The 7,124-nt window shown below is 42.9% G+C and carries 2 protein-coding genes; both read left to right on the forward strand.

The features are described from left to right. On the forward strand, window positions 1-499 hold a 499-nt coding region (locus FEDK69T_RS13175), incomplete at its 5' end, for a T9SS type B sorting domain-containing protein (protein ID WP_035656421.1). A 442-nt stretch (window positions 500-941) separates the two neighbouring features. Beyond that, a partial coding sequence (locus tag FEDK69T_RS15560) for a fibronectin type III domain-containing protein (RefSeq protein ID WP_162147253.1) occupies window positions 942-7,124 on the forward strand: 6,183 nt, incomplete at its 3' end.

Genomic DNA, 7,124 nt, shown 5'->3' on the forward strand with positions numbered 1-7,124 from the left:
TAAAGCTTCTAATCCGGCAACTAGCGCTACAGCAGTAGTTACGAATTACTTTGAGGATACTCAGGCTATCACGGTAACTGTAGCCGGAAACGGATCATATTTATACAGTCTGGACGGTGGAGCCTTCCAGGAGAGCAATGTCTTTGTAAATGTTTTACCGGGAGAGCATACCGTAACAATTCAGGATGCTGCAGGATGTACAAATATCACTTTAGAGCATATCGTGACCATTGGTTATCCGCGTTTCTTTACACCGAACGGTGACGGTTATAACGATACCTGGAACATCTGGTCGTTGAGCAACGATCAGCCGAATGCTGAAATCCATATTTTTGACCGCTATGGCAAACTGGTCAAACAGATTGTTCCAGGCGGAAACGGATGGGACGGATTGTTCAACGGACAGACCTTACCATCTACGGATTACTGGTTTACCGTTAAATACAAAGAGAACGGAGCAGAGAAAATATTTAAAGCGCACTTCTCGATGAAACGATAATCATTCGAATATCTTAATACTAAAAAACCACTCGGAAACGAGTGGTTTTTTTTATTGCTTCAACTACTATGATTGCATGGAAGAAAATGGTTTGCTGAAATAGTTCTGCCCTGTTAGTTATCGAAAAAAAGAAGTTGTTTTAGATTATGAAAAGGCTAATAATTTGCTCCTTACAATAAAAAAAATGCTTCTGGTTTTTGGTGTTAGAAGCCCTTGGTTTAGTACTGGTTTTGAATATTTGGTTTTATAACATTTTTAGCTTAAAAATTAAAGTTATTTGTTAGTTTTTAAGTTAAAATTACTGAAAACGCAATAAAATAAACAATTTTTAGATTTTTGTGAAAGCAGCTTGTTGGGATGCAAGGCTAAAATGTTGGGACAAAGTCACATGGTGTTTAATATAAATTTGGGAATTAAACTATTTCAAAACCAAATATTAATTATGAAAAAAATTACTCTTGTAATTTTCATGTCGTTAATGTCTTTTCTGGGATATGCACAGTTTCCGGAAAATTTCAATTCGGGTATTCCCGCGACATGGCACGTTATGGATAACGGAACAGGTACCGTCAAAAGCTGGACGGGATCAACCGCTTTCGGCCCTCCGCATAGTGGTTTACAGCACGCTATGGCAGATAGGGAAGACTTAGGTCTTAATAACACCTCTGAGGATTGGTTAGTCACACCTCAGTTTACTGTGCCGACTAACTCACAGCTCCGTTTTTGGACGAAAATGACAGCGGCCGGCGATTATGGTACGCTTTACCAATTGCGAGTTTCAACAACTTCGCAAACCGACCGGGCAAGTTTTACCACATTTAAGCAATGGACTGAACCAGAGTTAGAAACAGCTATGCAGGCAGGTGGTTCAACTGCGTACAATGTTTATGGTGAAGTTGTGCAGTCATTAACGGCTTATGCAGGACAAAGCATTTACATTGCCTTTGTAAAAGTGCATTCTCAAACAGGAGATTCGTCTCCAAACCCGTATTGGGGAGACCGCTGGGTACTTGATGATGTAAATGTTATTCAGCAGTGTACAGATCCTTCAACATTAACAGCTACGCAAATTACTCCAACTTCAGCACAATTAGGCTGGACAAATACGGGGCCGGCTACGTCGTGGGATATTGAATGGATGCTTAGTGCCGATGCTCCCACTGGGGTGCCGGATATAACTGGGGCTACAAATCCGTATGTTTTATCAGGCTTAACTCCTGCAACGAATTACAAGTACTATGTCAGATCAGTTTGTAGTACAGGAGCTACCAGTAATTGGATTGGCCCGCTTGCTTTTAAGACAATTCCATTTGGTCAAACTTGCGCAGCGCCTATCGCGATAACTGCACTTCCGTTCACGGAATCAAGTAATACCAATTTGTTTGGTAATGTTGTGAGTGGTACTCCGGGTGCCTCTTGTGGTATTGCAGGAAACTATTTAAACGGTAACGATGTGTTTTATGCTTTCACGCCTTCTTTTACAGGGGTAGTAGATATCACTATGACAACAACAGGAGCTAATTCAGGTCTTTTTGTTTATGGAAGCTGTGCCAACGTAGGTTCAATATGTTTGGCTGGAGTTGCCAATACAGCAGCGACGCCTAGAAATATTCCGTTTCTTTCGGTTACAGCAGGAACTACTTATTATATAGTAATTTCTACATCAGGAACTCCGTTGACGATTCCTTATACTTTAACCATTCAGCAGGTAGGATGTCCGCCGCCAAATAATTTAGGTGCATCGGGAATTTCACAATCAGGCGCAACGCTAAACTGGGGTAACCCGGGAGGAGCTACTGCTTGGCAATATGTATTCCAACCTCAAGGAGGCGGATTGCCTCCAGGAGCAGGAAGTCCTGTAACAACAACTTCGGCTACGGTTACTGGTTTATCAGCAAATACGAGCTACGAATTCTACGTGAGAGTAGATTGTGGAGGCGGAACATATAGCGTATGGGCAGGGCCTTTCGTTTTCAGAACCTTGTGTGCTGCGTATACGGTTCCTTTCACGGAAGGATTTAACAATCCTTCCCCAACACAAACGTGCTGGACAGTATTGAATGCAGACGGTGATGCAAATTCATGGAACATGGATTATGCCACTAACCCGGCTGAAGGAAACCAAACGGCGAGTATTGTTTCAAGTTCAGTGTCTAACAATGACTGGTTGATTTCACCGCAGATCACACTTAACGGTAACCAGCGTTTAAAATACAAATACCGTGTTGAAACGGCTGGATCTCCATGTACTTTCGAGGTGAGATATTCTACAAACGGAACATCACCTGCGGATTTGACAAATGTGCTTGTAGCACCAGCGTCATATAGCAATACAACTTATATCGAGAAAACGGTGAATATGACTGGTGTAACCGGCGACGTTAATATCGGTTGGTATGTGGCGCCGGGTGCAAACGGTTCGAGAATCTATATCGATCAGGTAATCGTTGAAAATATACCTGCATGTCCGGAACCAATGGCTTTAGCAGTTTCTAATATCGCGCCAACTTCTGCGACAATTTCGTGGACTCCGGGTGGTACAGAAACATCATGGCAGGTTTTGGTTCAGCCAACAGGCTCACCGGTACCGACTCTTCCAACACAGGGAGTGACAGTGACTGGAACATCAACATATAACGCTACGGCAATCAATAGTTCTACAAATCATGATGTCTATGTATTGGCTGATTGTGGTGCTAACGGCCCAAGTGTTTGGATTGGACCAGTTACTTTCAGAACTCTTCAAGTTCCGGCGGCGCTTCCTTTCTCAGATAACTTTGAAGGTAATTTCAACTGGGATACTTTAAATGGAACTCAAACCAATAAATGGTTTGTAGGAACTGCTGTTAACAATGGAGGAACGCGTTCCATGTACATCTCCAATAACAATGGAGTGGCTTATACCTATACTACAGGCGGTACTCCAGACCCTACTTCTGTAGTTCAGGCATACAGAGATATTCAAATTCCAGCTGGTGCAAACCAAATGAATGTTGCGTTTGATTGGCGTGCACAAGGAGAGTCTACATATGATTATTTAAAAGCATGGATTGTGCCTGACAACTTTGTTCCTACCCCTGGAGTACAAATTACTGCAGCTGCGGACAGAATAAATCTGATAGGAGGAACGGGATACATTAATCTGAATGGAGCAGCATTCATAAGACGAAATATAATTGTAAATTCGGCTGCATTAGCAGGACAAACAAAAAGACTCGTTTTTGAATGGCGCAACGATTATACTGCAGGTACGAATCCACCGGCAGCTATTGACAATGTTGATGTGACAGTTATTACATGTCCGGCTCCTACTACTCCGGCAGTAACAGCTGTAACACAAAATACTGCAACGGTAGAATGGACTACCATAGGATCAGAAACACAATGGGAAATTGTTGTTCAGCCTGTAAATTCAGGTCTGCCGACAGGATCAAGTACTATTATTCCTGCTGGAACAAATCCGTTTACCATTACGGGATTAAACCCAGGTATAAATTACGAATACTATGTTAGAGCATATTGTGGTGCTTCAGATGTAAGTACATGGGTAGGACCAAAGGTATTTACCACAGCGCAATTTCCTGTGACAGTACCTTATGCAGAAGACTTTGAAGGGACATCAGGTTGGACAATTATGAATGGAACTCAGGCGAATAAGTGGTCTGAGGGGACAGCTGCTAACAATGGAGGTACGCGTGCAATGTATATCTCTAATGATAATGGAGTGTCTAATGCGTATACACTTACATCAACTTCGGTAGTTCAGGCGTATAGAGACGTTCAAATCCCTGCTGGTGTTACCCAGGTTAATCTTGGTTTTGACTGGAAAGCACAAGGGGAGACCACTTTGGATTATTTCAGAGCATGGCTTGTACCTACTTCGTTTGTTCCGACAGCAGGGACACAAATAACAGGTGCAGCTGACAGAATCAATCTTAGTGGAAGCATTAACCAAAGTGCAACATGGGCCAGAAGAAATTTGGTGTTAAATGTTGGTGCGTTGGCAGGTCAGAATGTTCGAGTTGTTTTTGAATGGGTAAACAATGCTAGTGGAGGAACACAGCCGCCAGTTGCTATTGATAACATCAACATTACAATCATTACATGTCCGGCTCCTACAGTTCCGACAGTAGTAAGCGTAACGCAATCTACTGCAACGGTACAATGGACTGCCGGAGCTTTCGAGTCACAATGGGAAGTTGTTGTTCAACCGGCAGGTTCCGGTCAGCCAACGGGATCAAGTACTATCATTCCGGCTGCAACAAATCCGTTTACAATTACAGGATTAAGCGCCAATACTAGTTATGAATACTACGTTAGAGCGGCTTGTACCCCTGTTACTGATGTAAGTACCTGGGCAGGTCCAAAAACATTCATTACCAGTCAGGTTCCGGCAACAATACCTTATAATGAAGGTTTTGAGGGAACTTCAGGCTGGACAACGGCAAATGGAACTCAGGTGAACAAGTGGTTCGAGGGAACTGCTGCTAATAACGGTGGAACACGTTCGTTATACATCAGTAATGATAATGGAACTTCCAATTTTTATGCGATAACGAGCGGATCAATTGTTCACGCTTACAGAGATATTGCTGTACCGGCAACATGTGCTGGTACAGTGAATATTTCGTTCGATTGGCGTTCTGTTGGACAAGCGGCTCAGGATTACTTAAATGTTTGGGTAGTACCTTCGACATATCTTCCAGTGGCAGGGACCGGAATCACGGCAGCTGCAAGTGGAGGAACACAATTATCGAATCAGTTAATTAATGGAGCAAGTTTCGCAACTTTAACCTATGCGTTTAATGCTGTGCCTTTTGCAGGTGGAAATATGCGTGTGGTGGTTGAATGGAGAAATAATACGGTAACTGGTACACAGACACCGGCCGCAGTTGATAACTTTAAAGTAGAAATCCCTACTTGTCCTAAGCCTTACAACTTAGCTGTTGTTGGGACTCCGACTCCAAACAGTGCGAACGTAACATGGACACCTGGATGTAGTGAAACAGCTTGGGAAATTATTGCACAGCCTACGGGGACTGCGGCACCTACCGCTGCTGCTACAGGTACACCGGTAACGACTCCGCCGCCTTTCACAATTACAGGTCTGCTGGCATCCACTTCGTATGATTTTTATGTAAGAGCGGTTTGTACAGCAGGTACAGATGTTAGCGTATGGTCTGCACCGAAAGCGTTTACAACGTTTATCGGAAATGATGATTGTGCTGGAGCTTATAATGTTCCGGTTAACAGTAACGATCTGTGTACTCAGGTAAGAGCCGGAATGTTCAATGGATCAACTATTTCTACAGTGGGTGGTACTACTTGTGGTACTGATAACTCAGGTGATATCTGGTTCCAGTTCACAGCTGCTAATACTTCGCATATCATTGATTTTATAAATTTTGCAGGGACTGCTCATCCAATTATGCTGACAGTTTATTCTGGAAACTGTGGTAGTTTGACTCAAATGGCTTGTAGTTATAACAACTCAGCTACGGTTACAGGATTACAGGTTGGCAGTACTTATTTTATAAGAGCATCAATCAATACGGTTACTACCGATACCAATATGCAATTTAACGTTTGTGTTAAAACACCGGTGGCTCCTGCCAGCGGAACAAGTTTAAGCTGTTTGATCAATACTGTTAACTCAGATTTCGAGATTCCTGCTTTTGTCGGTAACTGGCCAATATTTCCACATGATAATACATTTTTGGGATGGAAAACTAGTGCTCCAGATCATGCTATAGAAGTATGGGATACCCCTAATGGGGATAATACTCCGGCTTATTCCGGTACTCAGTTTATCGAATTGAATGCAAATTATTCTTCTTATGTGTATCAGGATTTTCCAACGCCTGTAACTACAGTGTTTAACTACGGATTTGCACACAGGGGAAGATCTGCGGCTGGTCCTGATACTTGTTATCTTAAAGCAGGACCTCCGGGAGGACCATATACTTTGGTTGCTACCTCTGTGCAAGGAAGAACGGCTTGGAGGTTTAATACAGGATCTTACACGGTTCCTGCAGGTCAGACGGTTACCCGATTTATTTTCGAGGCGGGTCCAACTGGTTCAGGGAATGCTACAGTTGGAAATTTCTTGGATGCTATTAACTTCACAGCTGATAACAGTATTGTTTCGGCGTCTCCTTTAAGTTTAGATTGTACGAGTACTAATGTGACTACAGTTGTAGGGGCAGGAGCGGGTACTTGGTCTGCTGATCCAAGCAATCCAGCGACTACAGTTATTGCAGATCCATACGATAATACTACTACTATTAGCGGATTTAGCGTATCGGGTACTTATAGATACAATTGGACAACATTATATTGTACAAGTTCTGTTGATATTGTTTATTTGGATAATGGAAACAGAGTACCTCAGTTTACTCAGGTTGCACCGATTTGTGCTTCAACAACAATGGCAGCCTTACCAATAATTTCAACTGAAGGCATTACAGGGACATGGTCTCCTGTTTTTGATAACACGACTACGGCTACGTATACATTTACGCCAAACCCTGGTCAGTGCGCTTTGACAACTACGATGACTGTTACGGTTACGCCTAATGTGACGCCTACGTTTAATGCGGTAGCGCCAATATGTGCGGGAGAAACA

It is taken from the genome of Flavobacterium enshiense DK69 (assembly GCF_000498495.1).
GTDB lineage: Bacteria > Bacteroidota > Bacteroidia > Flavobacteriales > Flavobacteriaceae > Flavobacterium > Flavobacterium enshiense.